Source organism: Planktothrix pseudagardhii (assembly GCF_904830925.1).
GTDB classification, from domain to species: domain Bacteria; phylum Cyanobacteriota; class Cyanobacteriia; order Cyanobacteriales; family Microcoleaceae; genus Planktothrix; species Planktothrix tepida.
In genome coordinates, this window is record NZ_LR882967.1 from 5515706 (window position 1) to 5538531 (window position 22826).

Here is a 22826-nt window from a genome sequence, read left to right on the forward strand (position 1 = left end):
CGATTTAGTTAGGACTTATGGCAACTAAATTCCCCAAATTTAGCCAGGACTTGGCCCAAGACCCGACAACACGTCGGATTTGGTATGGGATTGCCACAGCCCATGATTTCGAGACCCATGATGGCATGACAGAGGAAAATCTTTACCAAAAGATTTTTGCCTCCCACTTCGGTCACCTCGCTATCATCTTCCTCTGGACTTCAGGCAGCCTATTCCATGTCGCTTGGCAAGGTAATTTTGAACAATGGGTCAAAGATCCTTTAAATATTCGCCCCATTGCTCACGCCATTTGGGATCCCCAATTTGGCAAACCGGCGGTAGAAGCCTTTACCCAAGCGGGTGCTTCTAACCCAGTTGATATCGCTTACTCTGGGGTGTATCACTGGTGGTACACCATTGGGATGCGGTCAAATGGTGACCTGTATCAAGGGTCTATCTTCCTGTTGATTCTGGCTGCAATCTTCCTGTTCGCAGGTTGGCTCCACCTTCAACCCAAGTATCGTCCCAGTTTGTCCTGGTTCAAGAATGCTGAATCTCGTTTGAACCACCACTTGGCAGGTCTGTTCGGGGTTAGTTCCCTGGCTTGGACAGGTCACTTGGTTCACGTTGCCATTCCTGAATCTCGCGGACAGCACGTGGGTTGGGATAACTTCCTCAGCACTCTGCCCCACCCGGCTGGTCTGGCTCCCTTCTTCACAGGCAACTGGGGTGTATATGCCCAGAACCCAGATACCGCAGGGCACATTTTCGGAACCTCTACAGGTTCTGGAACCGCAATCCTGACCTTCTTAGGTGGCTTCCATCCTCAAACCGAGTCTCTCTGGTTGACGGATATGGCTCACCACCATCTGGCGATCGCAGTGTTGTTCATCATTGCAGGCCATATGTACCGGACAAACTTTGGAATTGGTCATAGCATCAAAGAAATGATGAATTCCAAAGATCCTTTGTTCGGGTTCAAAAATGAAGGGCCGTTCAACCTGCCACACCAAGGGTTGTACGACACAATGAACAACTCTCTGCACTTCCAGTTAGCATTTGCTCTGGCGGCGCTGGGTGTGATCACCTCTGTGGTGGCACAGCATATGTATGCGATGCCCCCCTACGCCTTCATCGCTAAGGATTACACCACGATGGCGGCGCTGTACACCCACCACCAATATATTGCTGGGTTCTTAATGGTCGGAGCTTTCGCTCACGGGGCAATCTTCCTGGTGCGCGACTATGATTCTGAACAAAACAAAGGCAATGTGTTGGATCGGATGTTACAGCACAAAGAGGCCCTCATCTCTCACTTAAGCTGGGTGTCTCTGTTCCTCGGTTTCCACACTCTGGGCTTATATGTCCATAACGATGTTGTGGTTGCTTTTGGAACTCCTGAAAAGCAAATTCTGATTGAACCGGTTTTTGCTCAATTCGTTCAAGCGTCTTCCGGTAAAGTGCTGTATGGAATGGATGTTTTACTGTCCAACGCCAACAGCATCGCCACCACCGCTTGGCCCAACTACGGTAACGTTTGGTTGCCCGGTTGGTTAGAAGCTATCAACTCGGGTAGCAACTCCTTATTCCTGACGATTGGCCCTGGGGACTTCTTAGTTCACCATGCGATCGCTCTGGGTCTGCACACCACCACCCTGATTCTTGTCAAAGGTGCGTTGGATGCTCGTGGCTCTAAGCTGATGCCCGACAAGAAAGACTTCGGCTATGCCTTCCCTTGCGATGGCCCTGGCCGTGGCGGTACTTGCGACATCTCTGCTTGGGACGCTTTCTACCTCTCCATGTTCTGGATGCTGAATACCATTGGTTGGACAACCTTCTACTGGCACTGGAAGCATCTGGGCGTTTGGCAAGGAAACGTTGCTCAGTTCAACGAATCCTCTACCTACCTGATGGGCTGGTTCCGTGACTATTTGTGGCTGAACTCGGCTCAGTTAATTAACGGCTACAACCCCTACGGAACGAATAACCTGTCGGTCTGGTCTTGGATGTTCTTATTAGGACACCTGGTTTGGGCAACTGGATTTATGTTCCTGATCTCTTGGCGGGGTTACTGGCAAGAGTTAATCGAAACGATTGTCTGGGCACATGAGCGCACTCCTCTGGCGAACTTAGTTCGTTGGAAAGATAAACCGGTTGCTCTGTCTATCGTTCAAGCTCGTGTGGTTGGTTTAGCTCACTTCACCGTTGGCTATATCATTACCTACGCAGCCTTCCTAATTGCCTCGACTGCGGGTAAGTTCGGTTGATGTAACGTTAACTGAATCCTCGTTTGATAGGTAATTAATTAAGATCCCCTACCTTCGGGTGGGGGATTTTGATTTTTTTGGAGTTGCTCGACCTGACGATCGCAATAGCGGGACTTGAACAAAGTTCAAGCCCAAACAAGCCCCAAATTGCTCACGGGTTTGACTCAAATATTTTTGCAGGTGGATTTGATAGAATTCAGGTAGTATATTGTTCACGGTCTTGTTGAAATCATAAGACCGTTCTTTTTTACCACAAGAAGGTGACTTAATGTAGGCTTATTTTTCTCTCCATAAAGTTTGTTCTCAATAAGCTGTGATATTTTTTACTGAGTCTGAATCCTACAACCCTTGATTCATCTTCCTTTGGGGGTGCTTGTCGCCCCCTGAAATTATCAACTGAAAATTGGTCAACTGAGCCAGGTAGCTCATCGTAAAGAGAGACGCGCCGTGGCACGTCTCTACGGGGTTAGGCTAAAACAAAATCAACATCATTACTTCCGCCTGTTTCCCCTTGACCGGAAGTTAATTTTTTACCATTGACTTCCACCGCAAAGGGGGTACTGCTGAGGGTGGAGAGATTATAATCGGTTTTTGCAGCAGTATATCCCACACTGGCAATCATATTCCGGCCTTGGTCAGTGTATTGGAAAGCCATCATTTGATTTTTGTCTTTTTTGTTATCTTTGGCCCAAATCACCATATATTGTTTGCCTTGATAATCAAAAACTTTGGGTTCTCGAATGGGAACATAACGACCGGGTTCCCCAAAACTAGCATCTAAAAAGCTTTGTACCGAACTCGGTTGTACTACGGCATAACTCACCTGTTCTGGAGAGGCTGCGATCGCGTCCCCATGACTTTCATCTACAACCTCTTCTTTGCCTCGATTTTTGAAATAATCGACGGCTACTTTCGTTCCAATAGCACCCGCAGTAGCAATTCCTGCACCGATTAAAAAGTTACGAAGTCTGTTATCAGCCATTTTTTCTCCAGATTGGCATTCAATAATTTTTTATGTTTGGAAATCAATTCCAATAATGCTAAAATTTTAGCAAAGTTTAGCAGTCTCGACATTAAACTTTAGGCAGAGATTTTCTCTTAAATCCATTTAACAGCCGTACCACTCGCGGCTACCATTAACATTCCCTCACTCACGGTTTCATAATCAAGATCAATCCCAATAATTCCATTTGCCCCTAGTGCTTTGGCTTCTTCAATCATTTCTAACATTGCCAGATCTTTTGCTTCTCGCAGAGATTGTTCATAAGCTGCTGCGCGTCCGCCTACAATATCCCGAATTCCGGCAAAAAAATCGCGGATAATATTAGCCCCTAAAATGGCTTCTCCACTCACGACGCCATAATATTCAATAATTTCTTTACCCTGTAATGTGCTAGTGGTGGTTAGAATCATTTCTGAGTCCTGTTATTAATAATGATAAGTTGATTCTACCATTGAGGATTAGAACGTAACAAAGCTTCCGTGGCTTCTGAACTGAGGGGTTTAGAGAATAAATAACCCTGGCCATATTCACAATTAAACAGTCGCAGTTGATTCAATTGTTCTTCAGTTTCAACGCCTTCAGCGACAACATCCATTCCCAAATTATGGGCTAAACTAATAATTGCTAAAACAATCTCTGTTTCCCGACCCCGTTCCCCAATATTTTGAATAAAGGAACGATCAATTTTTAAGGTATCTAAGGGAAAACGATGCAAATAGCTGAGAGAAGAATAACCCGTCCCAAAATCATCAATACTCAAGCCAATGTGATAGGATTTCAGTTGAGCAAGTCCTTCCAAAGTTGTATTATTATCCATCAAAACACTTTCCGTTAATTCTATTTTTAAATCCCATAGAGAAATCTGAGTTTGATTCACAATTGTTTCGACAATCTCGATGACATTGGATAAATTAAATTGCTGGGCTGAAAAATTAACATTTAAAGTTAGAGGATAGATAGAATTTTCCCCATCTCTTAAAATTTGCCACTTTTGCAATTGTTGGCAAGCTTGTTGTAACACCCAATTTCCAATCGGAACAATTAATCCGGTTTCTTCCGCTAAGGGAATAAATTCAGCCGGAGAAATCATCCCACGCTGGGGATGTTGCCAACGAACTAAGGCTTCAAATCCGGTAATTTTTCCGGTTTTTAAATTAATAATAGGTTGGTAATAAACCACAAATTCTTGTTTCATTAAAGCTTGACGCAGTTCGATTTCTAGCTGCATCTTAAACAACGCTTTATCATGAATTTCTTTATCAAATATTTCTAAACATCCCTTACCTTTTTCTTTAGCTTGGTGCATAGCAATATCTGCATCTCTGAGAACATTTTCCGCTTGATGATAATGGGTTGTTCCTAAAACAATACCAATACTTGTGGTTTTAAAAACTTGAGATCCCCCAATTTCAAAGGGGTTCGTTAAGATGTGATTAATATGTTTAGCTAGATCAATAGCTTCTAGGGGAGATTGAATCGATTTGAGTAAAATTGCAAATTCATCTCCTCCTAAACGAGCAACAATATTTGGATAACAGACTAAAGATTGCAATAAATGAGAAAATGCCATGAGTAATTGATCGCCTACAATTCGTCCTAAGCTATCATTAACAACTTTAAAGCGATCTAAGTCTAAAAAAAGTACCGCAAATAACTCTTCTGGATATTTTTGAACTTGCTCAATAGATTTCTCAATTTCATTAATCAATAAGCTGCGATTGCCTAGTCCAGTTAATCGATCATGAAAAACATCATATAACAGCTGATATTCTGCCTTCTTGCGCTCGGTAATATCATCAAGCAGAATCATAAAGGACTTAAAAAATTTTGTCCCTAATACCCAGAGTGAGTTTAAGTCTGACTCATTCAATTTTAGCTGTTGATCAATTAGTTTCATGAGGTTTATTGGGTAAATAACAATAGAATCAGGCAGAATTCGCAACCCTGAGCCAAGCCTTTTGATTGCTCAAGTTAATGTAATCGGGTGAAAATTTTGAGGGTTTCTCGACTAAAGAGAGTGAGATTTTGGCTTTAGCTTTAACTCGAAAGCTTTGAGATAAATTCGGCATCTCTTGATGACAATGACTACAGTACCAATAAATTCCTGCGGGGCGAATATGGCGCAGGAGCGTGGAGGAACAACAGGGACAAATCGCATTTGACATAAAATTTACATCCTCAATATCTAATATGAAATCCTGAAATTGATGTTAGGGGGAACAGGGAACAGGGAACAGGGAACAGGGGATGAAGGATGGAATATTAAAACAATTCCTCTAAAAAAAATAAAAAATCAGAAATTAAACAGATGTTAAGAAAGAAAGAAACCGTTAGAAACACCGTTAGCCATGCTAAAAATTGAAAATTTCTGTGAGAATTAAGCGATCGCCCCTAGAGAGATTTTGATATAAAGTTAATTGAGCATATTCGGTGAGTTGAAGATGTTGAGGGGCTGTAAACTGGAAATCTTGATTGAGTACAAAACCCTGCGCTTGGAGCCTGAAACAAACCCATTGCATGGCGTAATTGTTCACATCTAACTCCGGCATTAAATAGTTAGAGTGGCGCAAAATCCAACGGCAAGCTTCATCATCAATTTCTGCCAGTTGATAAATTGCCCGGATTAAAACATCTTCGATAGAACGAGGATTGGGTAAAACCGTTAAAAAATCCTTTAGAGATTGAATCGATTCGGGGCGTTGAACTCGTAAAATATCAACCGCTAATTCCACATAAGATTGCTCGACCTCACCTGGATTTTCTGGGCCTTGAGAGCATGGGTTGATCACGGTCTCCCGTTCTAAAACACTAACGTGCCTAGAAGATTCATGTACTGAGCGAGAAGCCGAAAACGATATCAGGAAATACTCATTCTGGGAAGATCGAGGATAGGGATCAATGGAAGAAAGAGTATGGTTAACCAAAGTTGGATTCAGAGATGTCAAATACATCGAATATCGTTCAACCTAAAAAGGGTTATTGCTTATGATTGAACTTTAAACAATAAATGTGAGGATTTTGTGAGTTGAGTAATGAATTCCCAGATTGAGGTTGTAATGATTTGTTACGATTTAGTTTGTCCATCGTAAGAGGGTGCGAATTTGATCCACTAAATCCATCGCTTCAAACGGTTTAGTAATCACCCCCGTTACCCCTAGCGCAATAAATTGTTGTTTTTCACTCATTTTAGCTTTAGCCGTCAACAAAATCGTGGGAATTTGCTGAGTTGCTGGGTTAGCTTGTAAACGTTTAAACGTCGTTGCCCCATCCATGTCAGGCATCATCACATCCAACAAAATCGCATCGGGTTGTTCGCTTTGGGCTAACTGTAATCCTTCAGTGCCACAACAAGCCGTAATCACTTCCCAACCCGCCGCAACTTCCAGAGAAATTTGGATGATATCCCGCACGCCATCATCATCATCAATAATTAAAATTCGTTTTGTGGTCATGGTTTACCTCTTTTTGTCTCTCAATTGGAAGGGTGAAGTAAAAACAACTACCTTCATCTAATTGACTATTCACCCAAATCCGCCCCCCGTGTTGTTCCACAATGGAGCGACAGATTGCTAATCCTAACCCAGTTCCACCTTTTTTTCGAGAGTCGGAGGCATCCACTTGATGAAATCGCTCGAAAATTCGTTCAATTTTATCGGGGGGAATTCCTCGACCTTGATCTTGAATTTTAAACAAAATTGTTCGATTGTCTGCACTATTTTCTCCGAGTTCCTCCTGAACACTTAACCAAACCGTATCGCCGGATTCGGAAAACTTAATAGCATTACTTAATAAATTCGTAAGAACTTGTAATATCCGATCAGGATCAGCATAAAATTCTAGGTTTTGACTACAAGCTTGTAAATTAATCCCGGCTCGATTAGCCATCACCTGCATTTGTTCCGTTGCCCGCAAGAGTAAATCTGTCGCATTGACTTCTTGTTTGGATAGACAAATTTTACCCGATTCTAACCGTTCTAATTCTAAGATATCGTTAACCAATCTCACTAACCGTTCCGCACTTTCTGCGGCAATTTTCATGACGTGTTGGCCGCGTTCAGTGTTCGGTTTCACTAACCCGGTAGATAATAAATTTAATCCCCCATGAATTGAGGTTAATGGCGTTCGTAATTCATGACTGACAACGGAAATAAATTCATCTTTCATTCGTTCGATGGCATAGCGTTCGGTAATATCTTCCCCAATACTCATCATCCCAATGGCATTTCCTTGTAAATTTTTCAAGACGGTATTATTCCAAGCAATAATTTTTTCTTCTCCTGACTTCGTTAAAATCAACTGTTGATCATAGGGTTTAAAATAATAATCTAATAAGTCAGAAAATTGAGGCAAGCTTGGCCGTTGAGTCGGATTGGATTTAAAACTATCTAGCCAATTTTTCCCTAAAACTTCCGTTTGGGTATACCCCGTAATTTCCAGGAAAAAAGGATTAACATATTCAACTTTCCCCTGACGATCCAATCCCACCACTAATAGCCGAACATTTTCTAATAAACTCCGCCACCGTCGTTCGGCTTCGCGTAAATTTGCTTGACTTTGTTTCTGTTCTGTAATATCGCGGGCAATGGTAGATAAAAGGTGTACCTGTCCTTCATTATTTTTATGGGCAATAATCAGTTGAGAAAGGGGAATTTCTCGTCCATCATAACTAATTAATGAAGTTTCACCAATCCAAGATCCGTCTCGAACTGCTGTAGGGATTCCTTCATTGTCAATGATATTATTTGCCCATTGGGGATGATTTTTAGGAATAATTTGATCAGTGATTTTTCCCTCTATATCTAATCCTAACATTCGGCGAGCAGATTGGTTATAATAAACGACTTCTCCTTCAGGTTTTGCTGAGGAAATAAAGTCAGGAGTTGCTTCAATAATAGCAATCAGTTTATCTCGTTCTGCCTCCGCTTGTTTGCTCTCTGTAATATCCTGCATCACGACCATTCCGGCTAAAATTTCTCCCTGTTCATTGCGAACGGGTAAGGCTTGATGATAATAAATTCGCCCGTCATATTCCACTTCTGAAATCGTGACTTCTCCAGCTAATGCAGACCGATATAACGGTTCAACGGTTTTTAATAAAGAGGATGGCAACGCTTGCCAAATCGTTTTTCCTTCTAACAGATATCGAGATAATCCCTTGGCGACTAATCCCATGCCATCGGCAATGGTATACCGAAAATCGGGATCAACTAAAAATACAGCCCCATTGGGGAAATTTTTGACTAAAGTTCGATATTGTTCTTCACTTTTTCGCAGTTTAAATTCCGTGCGATGTCGCTGCATTAATTCAAATTGTAATCGTTCGTTAGCTGTTTCTAATTCTGCCGTTCGTTGCACCACCCGTAGTTCTAATTCTTCATTATTTTTTTGTAAAGATTGACGTATTTTTAAGGTAATTTCTGTTAATAATTTCAAAAATTTATTTTGTTGCTTGAGTTCAGCTAAGGCAGTTTTTTGCTGGGTAATATCTCGTGTTGTTGCTAATAAAGTTTTAATTTTTCCTTGATATTGAACTTCAGGAACCATTAAGGTTTGAAATGACCGATATCCTTCATCGGTTTCTAAGTCGAACTCAAATTGTTGCGGCCGACCTGTATCTAAAATAAGTTGAGCGTGCCAATCCCACTGCTTACAAATTGATAGAGGAAGACCTAATTCTTGATTTGTTTTTCCCAGCAATTTTTTTTGAGGAATTCCTAATAGGAAAGTAACTCTACGATTAGCATACAGATAGCGAAATTTTTGATCGAGGCGGACAATACAATCTCCCGCATTATCCATTAAAGTTTCTAACTCTGTTTTACGAGTATGCAGGTGGTTTTCAAGCCGTTGTCGTTCTTCAATTTGCTTTCTTAAACATTGATGGGTTGTTTGTAAGGCGGGAAGAGGGGTTTTGCTATCCGGTTGTTTCGATGGATTTTGCAGAACAATTTCTCCCTCTGGACAGTCACTAATATCCTTAATTCCCACCATTACAACAGTTGTTGATAAGGGATAAATTTCTGTTAAAATTCTATAATTTTTTGGGTCATGATTGTATTCATAGATAATTTTACGGGCTCTTTGCTCGGTTAAAACTGCTTGAAGGATTGAGATTGATTCAGGAGACTGATTTTTGTTTTGTAGCTGTTGCAAAATCAACTCAATTCGGTTAGATTCAAAGGTTAAATCAGCCGGGGCTTGAGTGGGTAAAACTTGAATTTCTTGATGTTCACTATCCACCATCAGGATCAAATCGTGAATGACTCCCAAGAGTTGATTGATTTGCCATCGCTCATCCCAAGTTGAGGCATAAATAACTTGATAGTTTGGTTCAGGAAAGGAAGAAACAACTTCTGAGATAGCCATAGGATAAAAATTAAATTAATATTAAGTTCTACAAGGGGATTTTTATTGATTTATGGTAAAATTTTACTCTGGAATTAATTGTATCTGATTTAATAAGCATCCCTCATTCCATTTTAAACGGATTTGGGTTCGGGTTAGTACCCAGATAACATTGAGCAACAATTTTACGCCTGAGTTGACTCCGTTCTAGGCGATTAAAGACGCGGGCAATGAGTTCAGGCTCAACAATGGGTTTTTGAATATAATCATCCGCCCCTGCCATAAACACTTGCTGCACAATTTCTGAATCCCTTTGAGAGGAAAGCATCAGCACAGGTAAGTCATTCCATTTAGGATCATTACGAACAACTTGACACAGTTCTACTCCACTCACACCGGGTAAATGAATCCCTAAAATCAGTAAGTCGGGGTTAGATTGTTCTAGGGTACTCCAAAATTGCTGGGGATCATCAAGTAAAATTAATTGTAATCCCCAAGGTTGTAATACCGTCCGCAACCAATCTAAAATTTCTAAGTTATCATCAACAATTAATAATTTATCCACATTAGATTGAGATTTTTGCAAAACTTTACTAACGGTTTCTATCACTTCAGCCGGAGAAATAGGTTTTTGTAAAAAGCCTCGTCCTCCTAAACGGGCAACTTTTACACGGTCAGCAAAACTTTCTTGAGCCGTAAACACAATGACTGGAATCGGAGGGTTTTGGATGGCAAGTTCTGCTAATAGTTCAAACCCCGATTCTGTAGACTCAGGAAAGCTTAAATCTAAAAGGACAACATCCGAGAAATTGTGTTGCAATTTCTGGCGGGCTTGTTCTGGGCTATAGGTGGCACTAGCCATTATTCCCTTCGCCAGTGCTTCGGTGACTAATGCTTCTGCTAAACTTTGATCATCATCTACAATTAACAGTTTAGGAGCGTTTAAATAGGGAAAAGGTAAAGGGGGGGGTGAAATAGAAGAAGAAGGTTCTGATAAGGGGTGATTTAAGAGATCTTTAATTTTTTGAATTAAATCCGATAAATATTGATAATCCAATTCATCTTTTTCATATTTTGCTTTTAATAATTGTTCGATTTGACGAGAAAGATTAGAGGCTTCTTTAAACCCAAAAGCTCCTAATGAACCGACCAGCGTATGGGCTTCCATCAAGGCTTTTTGCTGAATTTCTAAGGTGTAAGCATTGGTTTTTAAGGATTGCACTGCATTCTCAATAATATTAATTCGTTCAAAATATTTATATTTTTGTTTCTGCCAAATTTGGTTTAAATTTAAAGATTGAGTTTTTTTGGAATTACAAACTGGAGGCTGAGATTTTACTAATAAAGAGTTTTCAGCCATTTCTTTTAACCGATATCCTAACCCATAAATCGTTTCAATAACTTCATTCGCCCCTGCATTTTTAAGTTTTTTTCGCAGGCTTTTAATATGAGTTCGTACCGCATTTTCGGATGGAGGTTCATCATAAGACCACAGATGATCTAACAGAGACGCTTGGCTAAAAATTCGTTGCGGATAGCGTAAAAAAAGTTCTAATAAGGCATATTCTTTAGCCGTCAAATTAAGGCATTGATTACCATAAGTGACTTGACAATTGCTAGGATCAAGATTCAGAAGCCCCCATTCTATTAAAGGATTTAAGGCATCATGTCCTCGTCTTAATAAAGCTCGAATTCGAGCTAATAATTCTTCTAAATCAAAGGGTTTAACCAGATAATCATCAGCCCCAGCATCTAAACCCGCTACTTTTGTGGTACTATTATCTTCACCTGTGATTAATAAAATTGGGGTGCGATCATCTTTTTGTCGCCGTTTTTTACAAAAATTTAAACCATCTAATTTAGGCAACATCAAATCTAATAAAATCAGATCATATTCAAAAGCTTCTGCTAGTTTCCAGCCCATTTCTCCATCATAAGCTACATCCACTAGATAATAGTGGTGACTTAATAATTCTTGAATCATTGTTGCAAAACTTGAATCATCTTCTACCAATAAAATTCTCATAGCTGGTGTCATCCTTAGATGTGACCACTGACCCACTTTTTAGTCAGAATCATCTATTATTCTCTACTTTAATTCTAATGGATAGATTAAGTCAGATCAAGTTGACAAGCCTTGACGAAACAACTCTATTCTTTGCTGATCAAATCAAGTTTATAACTCTTGTTTTCCTCCCTGGATTCAGCTTTTTGTGTTAATTTTTGTAAAAAGTAGACTTTTGATTGAAATTTTAAGATTCTCTGGGGAGTGTTTACCGTTAACAGTCTGTAATCAATCATCTGTAGTTAACATAAGTTAATTAAAGGCACTCAGAGTATTATTTTGGAGGAGAGTGGTTTCGTGAACGCTGCTGAACAGGCTAATAACGTGGTAATTGCCAGCAAAATCGCATCGGTTGTCAATTTATTTAAAGTTCAATTTCCTGATGCGCGGGTGGATCTCAAACCGTGGACAAATGACCCAGAAACAAGGGAACTGGTTGATCCTGATTCGATTGACATCGGTTTTCACTTTCCGGGTCGCAGTCGGTTGTTACAAAGTCGTTGTATTTTAATTGAAATTCGGTTTTATCATGATCCTGTGGATAAAACACGCCGTGTGATCGGTGTCGAAGCAGCCGGATATGACCATCAAGGACAACAGTGGAAAGTCTCCACGATTGAAAATTGGAATTTTGTCGGTCAAACTCAACCGGAACCTGAATCTGCTGAAAAATTAAAACTCTTCTGTCGGCAAATTTTTGAACTTTTTAAGTCTAATCCCTAATTAATTGGTAATGAGGCGTTTACGCCTCAATCCCCACCTTTCTGAGAAGATTTAAACTGTAAAACTCATGAATTAATAACTTTTTTATAAACCAAATCACAGCGTTTTGTTTCCACTCCTGTTGTCGGTTCATAGCCATAACGTTCATAAAGTTGGACAGCTTCTTTTAATATTGTTGCTGTTTCTATCCAAATTTCTTGAAACCCTTTTGCTTTAATCTCCCGTTCTAACTCTAATAATAAAAATTTTCCTAATCCTTTTCCCCTCACCTCTGGTAATAAATACATTTTTCTAATTTCTACCGCCTTATTTCCCCTCGAAATTGGGTAAAACCCTGCGGTTCCCACTAATTGATGATTCTCTTCTATTACCCAAAATTCTCCCCCTTTCTGTTGATAATATTCTTCCACTTGGTACACATCTATATCTGCGCCACAGGGTTCACATCCTAAACCATATTCCGTTAAAACAGAAGCAATTAAACTCGCCGCAGTTTCTCGATCCTGCGGTTGCCAATCTCGAATTAAAAAGGATTGATATTGAATATTCATCGGGAGTTAGAGAGACAAAGTTTTAACTATGAATTCTCGGTTCGGGATATAATGTTGATAATAATTCACTTTCTACAGTCGCTAATTCCTCTAAGCGTTTTGTGACTATTTCTAACTCAAAATAGGTCGTCGCTAATCCCCAATAAATGCCATAATGTCTCGCTTCTGATGCCATTAATCCGCGATAAAATTTAGCGAGTTCAGGATCAGGACAAGATTGAGATAATAACCCTAATCGTTCATGACTTCGGGCTTCAATTAATCCCGAAACTAATAATAAATCTAACATTCGTTGGGGTTCATCCCGTCGCACTTGTTGATTTAAACGAGTACCATAAGGCGGTGCAGATAACGGTGCTAAGGGAACCCCTCGCCGTTCTAACCATTGATTGACTTGTTCAAAATGTTCTAATTCTTCTTTAGCAATTTCGGTTAATTCTTTAAGCTGTAACCCCGATAATTTAACGATTCGGTTAAGGAAATAAGCAATAGGGATAATATCTCCTATTTATCGGCTATAAACTCTGCATTTGTCGGCGTTGATGTTGTTCTTGGTTGAACGCAATTTCTTCAGCCGTCAGTAAATAGGATTCAATTTGCGATCGCATATCCCATTGAACTTCTGCAAAAAATAATAAAGTTCCACCCAGAATTAAACCACTCATTAAAAATTGCCAACCGATAAAATAAGGCAATATAAAAATACCCAATAAATGGATTAATCCGGCAATTAAAAAAGCACGAGAATGCAATCCAATTCCTGTTCCTAAATAGCCTAATGCACACAACCCTAACCAGAGGGGACAAAGATTCATTAAAATCTCTGACCAGCCCCAAAAAATCCCTAAATTTGTTAAACCCACACCCAAAACCATTAACACCGCCCACCAATAAACCATCCAAGTCAATCGTTCAACTTGTACCCAATAATGGCTTAAAGCTATCATTCCCACAGTGCCCACAATCGTTAGAATTGACCACCAGTAAGCTTGGGTAATCCAGCTAATGGGTAAAAACTGAGCAATAATAAAGATAATCAGCGAAATCCAGCCCCAGAGTAAGAAAACCTGGTCAATTCGGGTGTAAAAGCTCGATAACAACGTAATATTACCGAATTTTAAGTTTATTTTTAATAATCCTTTTAAGTCTTGAATGTCGATATGGTTCTGTTTGCTTCGGATGATGGGTTCTGTGGGATGAAAAAAGCTCATGTAAAAAAATTAATAATTTTCATAAATCTTAACAAACTCTTTTCAGAGGATCAAGAGCCAAGCCGAGATTTGCCGGACTATACTCAAAACAGGCAGTTCCCTAGAGATTTGATTACACCAATGTTAGAACTTCACTGTCATACAACCTACTCCGATGGCCAACTCACCCCAACTGAATTGGTGATTACCGCCGCAGAAGCCGGAGTGAAAGCTTTAGCGATTACAGATCACGATACTTTATCCGGTTGGGAAGAAGCTTTTCAAGCGGCAGCATCCTATAATATTGAAATTGTACCGGGTGTTGAATTATCAACGGTTTATAATGAACGATCGTTACATATTTTAGGATTTTATCCCGATAAAAATAAACTTGAAAATCCCCTCAAAGAACGTTTAAATGGACGTAAAAATCGAGCCAATCAAATCCTAGAAAAACTAGCTCAACTTGGTTATCCAATTGAGTTAGAAGCAATGGGAGAAGGCGTTGCAGCAGCCCGTCCCCATATTGCAAGAGCAATGGTAAAAGCGGGTTATGTTCAGTCTCCCCAAGAAGCCTTTGAACGCTGGTTAGGAGAACATAAACCTGCCTTTGTTCAATATGACAAATTTTCGAGTCTTGATGGAATTCAACTGTTAAAATCCTGTGGCGCAGTTCCGGTTTGGGCGCATCCTTATTTATACCAAGGGGGAAAGATTGAAACGGTCTTTCAGGAATTATTAGAAGCCGGATTAATGGGGATTGAAGTGTATCATCCTCATCATAGTGACTCCCAAATTCAACGATTAGAAAAACTCTGTGAAGCTTACGGTTTATTAAAAACAGGGGGGAGTGATTATCATGGGGGAGGGACGGCTTTAAATCTATTTAATTTATCCTTGAATTTATTAGAACCGATTAAACAAACCGCTTATAATCTTAAAGAAGCGGTAATAAAATCTCAAATTCCGTCCCCATACCTGGGGTAGAAATAAAATTCAGTTGACCGCCATGCTTTTCCCGAATAATTTGGTAGCTAATCGCTAATCCTAATCCGGTTCCTTTTCCGGCTGGCTTTGTGGTAAAAAAGGTATCAAAAATTCGAGATTGAATTTCCAGGGGAATTCCGTTCCCATTATCCCGAATCCGAATTGATAGCCATTCTGAGTTAACATCAATCTCAAGAATATCTTGGTCAATTGCTTTTTTGTAAGTTGGGAAAGAATACAATAAACGATTTTCTTGAGAAAGTTGAGCTAACCGAGCCGGATAGATTTGATCTTCAGATAGCATTTTAACTTGAGTATCAATCTCAATTCTAGGATATTTTTGACCGTTTTGTTTTCCATCTTCTAACGCATCAATCGCATTAGAAATCAGATTCATAAACACTTGACTCAGTTGACCAGAATAGCACTTAAATAAAGGAATATCATCATAATTTTTAATCACTTCAATTCCTTGTTTTAGGCGATTTTTTAAAATCAATAAAGTCCCATCAATACAATCATGGATGTTGATTTCTCGGCGGTGATTCCCATCCATGTGCGAAAAACTATGCAAACTATTGACAAGTTGACTCAGACGTTCTGAACTAACTAGAATACTTTTAATCGCTTCTCCTAAGTCTTGTTGTAGAAATTCAAAATCAATTTCGGCTTTGAGATCATCAATCAAAGCACAAGGTTTTTCAGTATTTTCCTCATAGGTTTTAATCAACTTCATTAAATCTTGATAATAATTCAATAGACAGCCAGAATTACCTAAAATACAACTAACTGGGTTTCTTATTTCATGGGCTACTCCAGCCACCATTTTTCCTAAACTGGCTAACTTTTCGGTTTGAATCAGTTGAGATTGAGCTTGCTGACGCAATAATTCAGTGGTTAATTGATGAATATGAGATTGAGCAACTAATAACTGTTGAGTATCGAGAAGTTGATACCGATTTTCAGTTACTTGAACCACAATGGGTTCATACAATAATTCAGGCGATCGCTGTACTGCTTTATGGGCTGCTTCTACAATTAAAGTATTTCCAGGTAATACTAATAATTCTGCTTGAGCAAACCGTTGTAATGAACGAATAGAACGTTGTAAAAACAATTCTCGCCCGTAGGGACGACTTAACTGTTCTAAAAATCGCCGTCGAGAAATCATCCCAGTAAATTGACCGTCTTCTGTTAAAATTACCCCAGGAATTAAAGAGTTTACTTCTAACTTTTTAGCGAGAATTATTCCCTGTTCCTTGATGTCAACTTGAACATCATACAAAGAGAGATCTTGGAGAGTAGATTCTAGCTCTAAGTTATGAATAGATGAGAAAGCAAGGGGTAAGGATGGCGTTTCCATAGCGTGGAGATTGACCATAATTATATTAATGGTAATTGATTAAAGCTTAATTGATAGGATAAGGGATGCTTTTTAACCCTGAAAGCGTTTTATTCTATTTTATTCTATAATTTATAGTTTGAAGCGAATTTTTTTAATTTAACCTATTATTAATATTTTTACCTATTTTTAAACTAATCAGTGCTGAATAGTCCCTAAACCCAAAAGACCTGGTTCAAAAGAGGATTGAGTGTTGATTTTAGCTATTTTGCTAGTCTTCTAGGAATTTTGTAGGGAAATTTGGGAACTTAAAGCCCAAAAGTAAGGATGTTTCATACTGGAACAGACTACCTGATCCCGTCCTTGATTTTTAGCTTGATATAATGCTTGATCGGCTGCAATAATTAAATCACCTGGTGTTTTAATCTTACTAATGATTTCTGAATTACCAAATTCTACAGTAGCAATTCCTAAACTGATAGTGACATAACAACTCACGGAAGAACTTTGATGCTGAATCTGAATTGCTTTAACATTATTTCGCATTTTCTGAGCAATTAAAATAGCTTGCTCTTGGGCGACTTTGGGTAAAACAACTACAAATTCTTCCCCTCCATATCGAGCGACTAAACCTTGATCTGATGTCAAGGTTTGTGCAATCACTTGAGCAACTTGTTTGAGACAATCATCACCAGCATGATGTCCATAGGTATCATTATAGGCTTTGAAGTAATCCACATCAGTAAAAATTAGAGAAAGTGGAAATTCAGTGGATTTAAGTTGTAACCATTGTTGCTCAAAATATTGGTCGAAAAAGCGACGGTTAGCGACCTGAGTTAATCCATCTAAGCTGGCTTGGATTTGTAATTCATGATATAATTCTTGCCAAACTTGATGAGCTAATTGATGAATTTCTGACTGAGCAAGTAACAGTTGATACATATCAATCAGTCGATAGGTTTGAGGTGCAAGTTGGACAACAATGGGTTCATAAACTAAATCAGGTAAGCGCTGTAAAGCTATTTGAGTCGCTTCTAAAATTGGAGTGGAACCAGGCAAAATTAAAATGTCTTTTTTTTCCCAACGATACAACAATTTTAAAGAACGGTTGAAAAATAGTTCAATCCCATAGGGACGGCTTAATCGTTCTAAAAATCGTCGTCGAGAAATCATACCAAAAAAGGTTTTATTTTCGGTCAAAATTACCCCAGGTAATGAAGGATTAGAATTAAAGGATTTAGCGATAACTCCTCCAATTTCTGAAACATCAACTTGAAAATCATATAAGTATTGATTTTGAAGGGTTGATGATAAGTCAGCATAGGGAGTAGAAGTGATAGGGTAGGACAAGTTGTATAAATCAAATCCGTTGGAACTTAGCATAAAATGTTGATGTTGTTTGTAAAGATATGATGTTCTGAAGTAGATCAGGTTTCTCAGACTCCCAGATCAGATTCATTCTTCTCTATCATAACCAAGTTCTAGCATAATGGTAGTTGTCAACCTCCATTCAGATAAAGCTTAAACTGGAATTATTTGGATTTTTGTGATAGTATTAATAATAGTTTTACTGAACTTTTAACTAATACACCTGTGTTAATAGAACCCCTTTCTCACAATTGTAAAAACTTACATTCATCTAGTATCGATAAAATTATAGATTTAGATTTTCAACTGAAAGAGTATTTCTCAAAACAATTATTTTTAAAACCAGAATTAAGTAGAACTCTAGTTAGTTTTCAAGCGAATAAAACTAAAGCTCTTTATCGTTGCTTTAAATATAAAGAAGCCTTTTCGGTTCCTCTCGTTGAATACTTTCTGAAAAAATATCAGATTAATCAAGGTAATATTTTAGATCCTTTTGCAGGAAGTGGAACAACTTTATTTGCAGCTAATTCTCATGGACTTAATACAGATGGGGTTGAATTACTTCCGATTGGTCAGGAAATTATTAAGAGTCGAAAAATTATTGATTGTGATTTAACTCAAGAAGATTTATCAAGAATTGAATATTGGAAAGCTAAAAAACCTTGGTTAGAAACAAAAGAGTTAGATCCTTTATTGGAATTGAGAATTACAAAAGGTGCTTATCCTGAAGAAACAAAAGACTCAATTGAAAAATATAGGGGTGCTTTACAGCTAGAAGCTGAACCCGTAAAAACTGTGTTATGTTTTGCTTTATTATGTATATTAGAAGAAGTCAGTTATACTCGTAAAGATGGTCAATATTTGCGATGGGATTATCGTTCAAGTCATAAACAAGGTAAAACCCCTTTTAATAAAGGAGAAATTCTTAACTTTGAACAAGCCATTGCTAATAAATTAGATGAAATTATTCAAGATATTCAGCCTTCTAGTCAACAATTAGAACTTTTTTCTATTTCTACGAATCCAGATCAAGGAACACTTAAACTTTATAACGGTTCCTGTTTAGATATTCTACCTACCTTACCTGAAAATGTCTATGATGCTGTCATTACTTCCCCTCCTTATTGTAATCGTTATGACTATACTCGAACTTATGCTTTAGAACTAGCATTACTGGGGGTGAATGAAAAAGAACTGGTAAAACTTAGACAACAAATGCTAAGTTGTACTGTTGAAAATAAAGCCAAGGATTTATTAAAGATGAATCCAGGTTGGAAAACGGCTCTTGATGTAACCAGTAATCAAGAATTATTACAATCTATTTTACATTATTTACAAGAACAAAAAAAACAAAATTTATTAAATAATAATGGTATTATTAGAATGATAACAGGTTATTTTTATGAAATGGCTTGTGTAATTCAGGAGTGTGGTAGAGTGATGAAACCCCATGCACCTCTAATTCTAGTTAATGATAATGTTCGCTATGCTGGAATCAGCATTTCTGTGGATTTAATTCTCTCTAAAATTGCAGAAGATTTAGGATTTTATATTGAAAATATTTTAGTCTTACCTAATGCAAAAGGAAACAGTAGTCAGCAAATGGGGTTACATGGGAGAGACGCTTTAAGAAAGTGTATCTATATTTGGAGAAAAAGCAAATGACAACCCAAAAAACCTATCTTCAACATTTAACGAGGAGTGAGGATCTGATTACAGAGTATCAAGCAACTCGATCAGGCTTTGTTGCTTTAGCTTTGGAAAAAAACCGGAGAGCAACTCCTTTTATTGAACAAGCAAGAACCCTCAAGCTATTTGCTTCTCAGGCTACAATACCGACGGATCTTTTAGCAATTATAGATATACAACCTGCTTTACTAACAGCAGCAGGACTCTCGGATAAATCTATTAAATATTTAGAAATTCAAGATAAAATCGATGCCATTCAAGGATTAATTAAAAACTTTTTAGAACCCGCAGGAGCAAATTTTATAGAAGAGTTAGTTTTTAGATTTTTACTAACACGAGGAGATACATTAGGTGGTGCAATGCGGAATGCTGGCGGAATTCTAGCACAACGAAAACTAATTCGTACCTTGATTTCTATATTAAGAATTTCAGGAAAATCTTATCGATGGTTACATTCTGCAACAAATCAATGGATACAAATGCTAGAAGATGACTCTGATATCGAGTTATATTTAAAAGGTTTAAGTTGGAAACATGAACTCGAATAAGCTGTTAAGCATCTAAATAGGGTATAATGAAAAACCAAGTTTAGAAAAATCAATCAAAAGATGCCTGCTAAAAATCATTTAAATGAAAAGCAAGTAGAGAAACTACAGAAAAGATTGAAAGAGGAAGAAAATGGACAAATCCGAGAAAGAATCTTGATTTTATTATTGCTAAATGATGGTAAAAAGCAAAGTGAAATTGCCAAGTTTTTGGGCTGCTCATTAAACAAAGTATGTTATTGGTGTGTACATGGAGACCCTGACAAATTAGAAAGCCTAAAAGATGAAAGAATGAAAGGAAATTATAGAAAAGCCACAGACAAATATATAGAGATATTATTAGAAACAGTAGAAAAAGAACCGGAAGAATTAGGATATGAATTTGGGAGATGGACAGGAGAAAGATTGGCAACTTATTTAGAACAAATCACAGGAATCAAATTAAGTAGTTCACAAGTGAGAAAGATATTAAAGGAAAAAAAGTATGTTTATTTGTGGGCAAAGTATAGCTTAGAAGAGAAAAGAGATCCAGAAAAAAGAAAATTATTTAAAGATAAAATAGAAGAATATTTGAAAATAGCAAAAGAAAGTCCAGAACAATTACAGGTATGGTTTTGGGATGAAAGTGGATTTAATTTAAGAGTGATAAAAAGAAAGAATTGGTGTAAAAAAGGGAAGAGGAAACAGATTAGAGGAGACAGGAGGAAAGGAAGAGTTAATGTGATGGGAGGATTGAGGTACTCGGATAAAAAAAGATTTGTAGAATTTCTGGATAAAGGAAATGCAGATAATTTTTATCAAGTGTTAAAAAGTTTTTATCAAGAGCTAATTTATGAATGGGTATTAGCGGGAAATCAAGCAGAAGAATTTGTAGAAAAAGGAGCTAAGATCCTGATTATTCTTGACAATGCAAGTTTTCACAAAAAAGAAGAGTACCTAGAAAAAATTAAAGCAGAAATGCCGAATGTCTATTTAGAATTTCTTCCAGCATATAGTCCAGATTATAATTTAATTGAATTAGTCTGGCATTCAGCTAAAGAATATATAGCTCATCGACTCTTTAAATCAGTTGATGAGCTAGAGTGTTTATTACATCAGCTTTTAAATGAAGGACAGTTATCTATTAAATGGGGACGTAAACTTAAAAACAAAGGTAATGCTATAATCACAGTTTAAATACACAACAGCTTACCGCACTTTAATGTTTAATCGAAAAGTTAATTTAGTAGGTAATAATGTAGATTTGTGCATCTTGAATTGTACTCCAGAAGAACTGACTCAAAAAGAACAATTACCCTCCAGTTATATTGCATTAGGAGAACTCAAAGGCGGAATTGATCCAGCAGGTGCAGATGAACATTGGAAAACAGCACGAACAGCGTTACAGCGAATTATCACTGCATTCTCAAAAATAGAACTTAAACCCCATACCTTTTTTATTGGTGCTGCTATTGAAAGAAATATGGCTAGAGAAATTTGGCATCAACTTGAAAATGAACTATTAGAAAATGCAGCCAATCTGACTAATGATCAACAAATGGTTTCTATCTGTCGATGGATATGCCATCTGTAGGATCAAAAGTCTATTTTAATCATTATCCGATAGAATTTGTAAGCGAATTCTACCTTCACTACCATCCCCTAATTGCACTTCAATAATTTGACCTGCTAACTGTTCTAAACAGCCTAACAGCGATCGCAAATGGGGGGTACTTGCTCCCGTATCCACATATAATCGATCCGCTAAACTGCCCACTCGTTTCCAACTACTATACAATTTAACCATCGTTTGTTCGAGAACAGTGGCTTGTTTAACTAAATCAGAAGCCGTATTTAAACATCCCACTCGCAACGCTTCTTCTAAAGCCATTTCCATATCCACCGAAGACTGATTTAACGCTTGAACTTGAGCCGCAGCATCTAAATATTTCGATAAATTTTTTGCTTCCGATGTTAACTGTTTAATCGTATCAACATCAGGATTTTCTACCATTTCCCGTTGCAATTCTGTAATGTGTGCTTCGGGTAATTTTTCCATTTCTCGAACTAATGGCGCAAGATACCGAGGCGGCATGGAACCCTCCGTTGCTTTTTCCCGAATTTCATCAGGAATTAAATCAGAACTCATCGCCGTCCATTCATCATTTAATTGTCGGACTTCACGACGAGTAATGCGATCGCCTTTACACGCTGCATCACTAACCATTTGTTGAACTTCTGCGGGTGCTTTTGCAGTTTCTACGAAAGCTCGTTTACTAAAATTATTAATCGCATCCGGGTTAAGATGACCTTGAAGTAATAAAGTATCCGCACTATTTGCTAATTCAATTAAAGCGTAGGCTTGACTTTTGCTAATTTCCCGTTCTTTTAACCAATTTAAAAACCCTGTACCTCGTCCCTCGCCACCTTTTTTCTCGCGATCACGAACTACTCTTAAAATTCTACCTCGCCAAATTTCGGTTTGCAAATCGAAGCGATCGCAAACTTTCCAAGCGACATCAATTTGGTGTTCAAAATCCAATTCAGGAATTTCCGCTTCTGGATCAGGAAGTTCAAAATGCAGATCCTGAAATTCAGCTAAAACCTGGACAAGTTCATCGGGGGTTTGGGGACTGTCGGCCATCGGACGCACACTTAGTGGGAGACTGCCGGATCATTATTGCACAATTAGGCAACCTCTGACGTTATCGATCAAGGATCAAACGTCAAATCCAGTTTTATGAGATAGGAATTAAGCCGTGTGTGCCCTATATTTATACACCCTACCCGATA

The 22826-nt window shown here is 38.2% G+C and carries 19 protein-coding genes and 2 pseudogenes; 7 read left to right on the plus strand and 14 right to left on the minus strand.

Annotation, left to right across the window (positions count from 1 at the left end):
* Nucleotides 1-17: 17 nt before the first annotated feature.
* Nucleotides 18-2246 (plus strand): photosystem I core protein PsaB, encoded by a 2229-nt coding sequence (gene psaB, locus NMK36_RS23895; RefSeq protein WP_072718156.1) that lies wholly within the window; start codon nucleotides 18-20, stop codon nucleotides 2244-2246.
* A gap of 466 nt (nucleotides 2247-2712) precedes the next feature.
* Here psaB and NMK36_RS23900 read toward each other — a convergent pair whose 3' ends face one another.
* The 8 genes from NMK36_RS23900 to NMK36_RS23935 form a co-directional block, all read right to left on the minus strand.
* Nucleotides 2713-3228 (minus strand): hypothetical protein, encoded by a 516-nt coding sequence (locus NMK36_RS23900; RefSeq protein ID WP_072718155.1) that lies wholly within the window; start codon nucleotides 3226-3228, stop codon nucleotides 2713-2715.
* 116 nt (nucleotides 3229-3344) lie between these two features.
* Complete coding sequence (locus NMK36_RS23905) at nucleotides 3345-3659, minus strand: YbjQ family protein (RefSeq protein WP_072718154.1); 315 nt, start codon at nucleotides 3657-3659, stop codon at nucleotides 3345-3347.
* Nucleotides 3660-3694: 35 nt separating this feature from the next.
* On the minus strand, nucleotides 3695-5146 hold the full coding sequence (locus NMK36_RS23910; protein WP_254174796.1) for a putative bifunctional diguanylate cyclase/phosphodiesterase: 1452 nt from the start codon (nucleotides 5144-5146) through the stop codon (nucleotides 3695-3697).
* 28 nt (nucleotides 5147-5174) lie between these two features.
* Entirely contained in the window at nucleotides 5175-5414 is a 240-nt protein-coding gene (locus NMK36_RS23915) for a hypothetical protein (protein ID WP_072718153.1), read from the minus strand.
* Nucleotides 5415-5600: 186 nt separating this feature from the next.
* A complete protein-coding gene (locus NMK36_RS23920; protein WP_245824192.1) occupies nucleotides 5601-6200 on the minus strand; it encodes a hypothetical protein in 600 nt (199 codons plus the stop codon).
* 120 nt (nucleotides 6201-6320) lie between these two features.
* On the minus strand, nucleotides 6321-6701 hold the full coding sequence (locus tag NMK36_RS23925) for a response regulator (RefSeq protein WP_254174797.1): 381 nt from the start codon (nucleotides 6699-6701) through the stop codon (nucleotides 6321-6323).
* Nucleotides 6673-9615 carry a PAS domain-containing sensor histidine kinase gene (locus NMK36_RS23930; protein ID WP_254174798.1) on the minus strand — a complete coding sequence of 981 codons (2943 nt, stop codon included), beginning with the start codon at nucleotides 9613-9615 and terminating at the stop codon, nucleotides 6673-6675. The genes NMK36_RS23925 and NMK36_RS23930 overlap by 29 nt, the downstream gene beginning before the upstream one ends.
* Nucleotides 9616-9718: 103 nt before the next feature.
* Entirely contained in the window at nucleotides 9719-11632 is a 1914-nt protein-coding gene (locus NMK36_RS23935) for a response regulator (RefSeq protein WP_254174799.1), read from the minus strand.
* Nucleotides 11633-11956: 324 nt separating this feature from the next.
* Between NMK36_RS23935 and NMK36_RS23940 the strand changes: the two genes are divergently transcribed.
* The gene (locus NMK36_RS23940) at nucleotides 11957-12382 is read left to right on the plus strand and encodes a hypothetical protein (protein ID WP_072718149.1); all 426 of its coding nucleotides are present in this window, start codon (nucleotides 11957-11959) and stop codon (nucleotides 12380-12382) included.
* Nucleotides 12383-12447: 65 nt separating this feature from the next.
* On the opposite strand, the gene NMK36_RS23945 is transcribed toward NMK36_RS23940, so the two are convergent.
* The 3 genes and pseudogenes from NMK36_RS23945 to NMK36_RS23955 all read right to left on the minus strand — a co-directional run bounded on the left by NMK36_RS23945 (nucleotide 12448) and on the right by NMK36_RS23955 (nucleotide 14144).
* On the minus strand, nucleotides 12448-12933 hold the full coding sequence (locus NMK36_RS23945; RefSeq protein ID WP_072718148.1) for a GNAT family N-acetyltransferase: 486 nt from the start codon (nucleotides 12931-12933) through the stop codon (nucleotides 12448-12450).
* Between the two features lie 22 nt (nucleotides 12934-12955).
* Nucleotides 12956-13378 (minus strand): annotated as a pseudogene (locus NMK36_RS23950) (tRNA-(ms[2]io[6]A)-hydroxylase); the annotation flags it as partial.
* 70 nt (nucleotides 13379-13448) lie between these two features.
* Complete coding sequence (locus NMK36_RS23955) at nucleotides 13449-14144, minus strand: hypothetical protein (protein ID WP_072718146.1); 696 nt, start codon at nucleotides 14142-14144, stop codon at nucleotides 13449-13451.
* A gap of 120 nt (nucleotides 14145-14264) precedes the next feature.
* Here NMK36_RS23955 and NMK36_RS23960 point away from each other — a divergent pair, with 120 nt between their 5' ends.
* Nucleotides 14265-15110: a PHP domain-containing protein gene (locus tag NMK36_RS23960; RefSeq protein ID WP_072718145.1), complete on the plus strand. Its 846-nt coding sequence runs from the start codon at nucleotides 14265-14267 to the stop codon at nucleotides 15108-15110.
* On the opposite strand, the gene NMK36_RS23965 is transcribed toward NMK36_RS23960, so the two are convergent.
* Complete coding sequence (locus tag NMK36_RS23965; protein WP_072718144.1) at nucleotides 15061-16491, minus strand: sensor histidine kinase; 1431 nt, start codon at nucleotides 16489-16491, stop codon at nucleotides 15061-15063. The genes NMK36_RS23960 and NMK36_RS23965 overlap by 50 nt on opposite strands.
* 240 nt (nucleotides 16492-16731) lie before the next feature.
* On the minus strand, nucleotides 16732-17835 hold the full coding sequence (locus NMK36_RS23970) for a GGDEF domain-containing protein (RefSeq protein ID WP_072718143.1): 1104 nt from the start codon (nucleotides 17833-17835) through the stop codon (nucleotides 16732-16734).
* Between the two features lie 210 nt (nucleotides 17836-18045).
* On the opposite strand from NMK36_RS23970, the gene NMK36_RS23975 reads away from it, so the two are divergent.
* The 4 genes and pseudogenes from NMK36_RS23975 to NMK36_RS23990 form a co-directional block, all read left to right on the plus strand.
* Nucleotides 18046-19485 carry a DNA methyltransferase gene (locus NMK36_RS23975; protein ID WP_254174800.1) on the plus strand — a complete coding sequence of 480 codons (1440 nt, stop codon included), beginning with the start codon at nucleotides 18046-18048 and terminating at the stop codon, nucleotides 19483-19485.
* Complete coding sequence (locus NMK36_RS23980) at nucleotides 19482-20057, plus strand: type II restriction endonuclease (protein ID WP_254174801.1); 576 nt, start codon at nucleotides 19482-19484, stop codon at nucleotides 20055-20057. Before NMK36_RS23975 ends, NMK36_RS23980 begins: the two co-directional genes overlap by 4 nt.
* 60 nt (nucleotides 20058-20117) lie before the next feature.
* Complete coding sequence (locus NMK36_RS23985) at nucleotides 20118-21230, plus strand: IS630 family transposase (protein WP_254172743.1); 1113 nt, start codon at nucleotides 20118-20120, stop codon at nucleotides 21228-21230.
* A gap of 16 nt (nucleotides 21231-21246) precedes the next feature.
* Nucleotides 21247-21627, plus strand: a pseudogene (locus NMK36_RS23990) (AvaI/BsoBI family type II restriction endonuclease); the annotation flags it as partial.
* Nucleotides 21628-21642: 15 nt separating this feature from the next.
* On the opposite strand, the gene NMK36_RS23995 reads toward NMK36_RS23990, so the two are convergent.
* The gene (locus NMK36_RS23995; protein WP_072718141.1) at nucleotides 21643-22677 is read right to left on the minus strand and encodes a hypothetical protein; all 1035 of its coding nucleotides are present in this window, start codon (nucleotides 22675-22677) and stop codon (nucleotides 21643-21645) included.
* Nucleotides 22678-22826 lie beyond the last annotated feature (149 nt).